This window comes from Thioclava sp. F42-5, from assembly GCF_002213195.1.
GTDB lineage: Bacteria > Pseudomonadota > Alphaproteobacteria > Rhodobacterales > Rhodobacteraceae > Thioclava > Thioclava nitratireducens.
This window is the reverse complement of sequence record NZ_NBNZ01000016.1, coordinates 1-3,006: the sequence shown is the minus strand read 5'-3', so window position 1 is coordinate 3,006 and position 3,006 is coordinate 1. Positions and strand designations below refer to the sequence as shown.

Genomic DNA, 3,006 nt, shown 5'->3' with positions numbered 1-3,006 from the left:
GGGAGGAGACCTGACATGAAGAAGACAACCGCGATTCTGGGAGCGACGGCGCTTGGTCTGATGGCGACCGGGGCCTGGGCGGAGACGACCGCCTGCCTGATCACGAAGACTGACACCAACCCGTTCTTCGTGAAGATGAAGGAGGGTGCGACGGCGAAAGCCGAGGAGATGGGCATCAAGCTCAACACCTATGCGGGCAAGCTCGACGGCGACGTGGAAAGCCAGGTCGCGGCGGTCGAGAGCTGCATCGCGGCGGGCGCCAAGGGCATCCTGATCACGCCGTCCGACAGCCGCGCGCTGGCGCCGGCGGTGACGAAAGCGCGCGACGCGGGGGCGCTGGTGATCGCGCTCGACACCCCGTTCGAGCCCGCCGACACCGCCGATGCGACCTTCGCCACCGACAACTTCAAGGCCGGCGAGCTGATCGGGCAATGGGCCAATGCGAAGATGGGCGACAAGGCCAAGGACGCGAAGATCGCCTTCCTCGACCTCAACCCGAGCCAGGTCTCGGTCGATTACCTGCGCGATCAGGGCTTCATGAAGGGCTTCGGCATCGACGTCAAAGACCCCAAGAAGATCGGCGACGAAGACGATCCGCGCATCGTCGGCCATGACGTGACCAACGGCAACGAAGAGGGTGGCCGCACGGCGATGGAGAACCTTCTGCAGAAGGATCCGGGCATCAACGTGGTCTACACGATCAACGAGCCCGCCGCCGCCGGCGCCTACGAGGCGTTGAAATCGGTCGGCATGCAGGATCAGGCGATCATCGTCTCGATCGATGGTGGCTGCCCGGGCGTGCAGAACGTCAAGGAAGGTATCATCGGCGCGACCTCGATGCAGTTCCCGCTGAAGATGGCCTCGATGGGCATCGAGGCGATCGCGGCTTTCGCCAAGGACGGCACCAAGCCGCAGAACTCCGAAGGTCTCGACTTCTACAATACCGGCGTGACGCTGATCACCGACCAGCCGGTCGACGGGGTCGACTCGATCTCGTCGGAGGAAGGCCTCAAGCAGTGCTGGGGCTGATCCCCGCCTGACAGATCGGAGGGGCCGCCCGCGCGGCGGCCCGTCCTCTTCGGGCCGGATCACGGCCCCTCACCCCATATTGCACAAAGAGGATGACGGACATGACCCAGACCGCTCCGCCTCGCGGCCAGTCCTTCGAGCACGATCTCGATAAGAGCGACAAGACCGTCGCGGCCTTCAAGGGAAAGAAGCGCGGGCTTCTCGGCACGATCCAGCACGGGCTGCACGGCAACCCGACGATGGTGCCGGTGATCGTGCTGCTGTTGTCCATCGCCGTGTTCGGCCTTGTGGCGGGGGGCAAGTTCTTCTCGGCCTTCAACCTGACGCTGATCATGCAGCAGGTCTCGATCATCGGTATTCTCGCCGCGGCGCAATCGCTGATCATCCTGACCGCGGGGATCGACCTGTCGGTCGCGGCGATCATGGTGCTGATGTCGGTCGTGGCGGGCAACCTCGCTGTCTACATGGGCGTGCCGGCACCGCTGGCGCTGCTGATCTCCTTCGCGGGCGGCACCGGGGCGGGGCTGATGAACGGCTTTCTGGTGACCAAGGTGAAGCTGCCGCCCTTCATCACCACGCTGGGCACCTGGTCGATCTTCTACGCGCTGAACCTGTGGCTGTCGGGGGCGCAGTCGATCCGCTCGCAGGATATCGACAAGTTCGCGCCGCTTCTGAAATTCTTCGGCAACACGATCGCGGTGGGCAATGCCCGGCTGACCTATGGCTCGATCCTGATGGTCGCGGTGTTCCTGGTGCTCTGGTATCTGCTGAACAAGACCGCCTGGGGCCGCCACGTCTACGCGGTGGGCGACGACAAGGAGGCGGCGGAGCTTGCGGGCATCCGCACCGACCGCACGCTGCTGTCGGTCTACGGCATGGCCGGGCTCGTCTGTGCGATCGCCGCCTGGGCCTCGATCGGCCGGGTCGGGTCGATCTCGCCGCAGGCCTTCTACGAGGCGAACCTGCATTCCATCACCGCCGTGGTGATCGGGGGGATCTCGCTCTTCGGCGGGCGCGGTTCGATCCTCGGGGCGCTGTTCGGCGCGCTGATCGTGGGCGTGTTCCAATCCGGTCTGCGGCTCGCGAATGTGGACGTGCTCTGGCAGGTCTTCGCGATCGGCTGGCTCATCATCATCGCGGTCGCCATCGACCAATGGATCAGAAAGGTATCGGCATGACGCAAGAGCCCATTCTCACCGCGCGCGGTCTGGTCAAACGCTATGGCCGCGTCACCGCCCTCGACGAATGCGACTTCGATCTCTACCCGGGCGAAATCCTCGCCGTGATCGGGGATAACGGGGCCGGGAAATCCTCGCTCATCAAGGCGATCTCCGGCGCGGTTTCCGCCGACGAGGGAGAGATCCGTCTCGAAGGCAAGCCGATCAGCTTCCGCAGCCCGCTCGAGGCGCAGGATGCCGGGATCGCGACGGTCTACCAGACGCTCGCGCTGTCGCCCGCGCTCTCGATCGTCGACAACATGTTCGTCGGGCGCGAGCTGCGCAAGCCGGGCGCGATGGGCAAATGGCTGCGGATGCTCGACAAGCCCGCGATGCGCGCCTTCGCCCGCCAGAAGCTGAACGATCTGGGCCTGATGACCATTCAGGACATCGATCAGGCGGTGGAGACGCTCTCGGGCGGTCAGCGCCAGGGCGTGGCGGTCGCGCGTGCGGCGGCCTTCGGCTCGAAGGTGATCATCATGGATGAGCCCACCGCGGCGCTCGGCGTCAAGGAGAGCCGCCAGGTGCTGAACCTGATCCTCGATCTGAAGGCGAAAGGGCTGCCGATCATCCTGATCTCGCACAACATGCCCCATGTCTTCGAGGTCGCCGACCGGATCCACGTCCACCGGCTGGGCAAACGGCTCTGCGTCATCGATCCGAAGCAACACTCGATGTCGGACGCCGTCGCCTTCATGACCGGCGCCAAAACGCCCGACGGCGCGACAGAGGCGGCCTGAGCGATGAGCACGACCGAGGC

Annotated in this window: 3 protein-coding genes; all 3 read left to right on the top strand. The window is 65.2% G+C overall.

The annotated features are described in order from the left end of the window. The first annotated feature begins 15 nt into the window (after positions 1 to 15). The 3 genes from B6V74_RS18655 to B6V74_RS18645 all read left to right on the top strand — a co-directional run bounded on the left by B6V74_RS18655 (position 16) and on the right by B6V74_RS18645 (position 2,986). Positions 16 to 1,029: a sugar ABC transporter substrate-binding protein gene (locus B6V74_RS18655; protein WP_077701105.1), complete on the top strand. Its 1,014-nt coding sequence runs from the start codon at positions 16 to 18 to the stop codon at positions 1,027 to 1,029. Between the two features lie 101 nt (positions 1,030 to 1,130). Continuing rightward, positions 1,131 to 2,207, top strand: coding sequence for an ABC transporter permease (locus tag B6V74_RS18650; protein WP_088723673.1), 1,077 nt, complete (start codon positions 1,131 to 1,133; stop codon positions 2,205 to 2,207). Further along, positions 2,204 to 2,986 (top strand): ATP-binding cassette domain-containing protein, encoded by a 783-nt coding sequence (locus tag B6V74_RS18645; RefSeq protein ID WP_075777669.1) that lies wholly within the window; start codon positions 2,204 to 2,206, stop codon positions 2,984 to 2,986. The genes B6V74_RS18650 and B6V74_RS18645 overlap by 4 nt, the downstream gene beginning before the upstream one ends. The last annotated feature ends 20 nt before the right edge of the window (positions 2,987 to 3,006 follow it).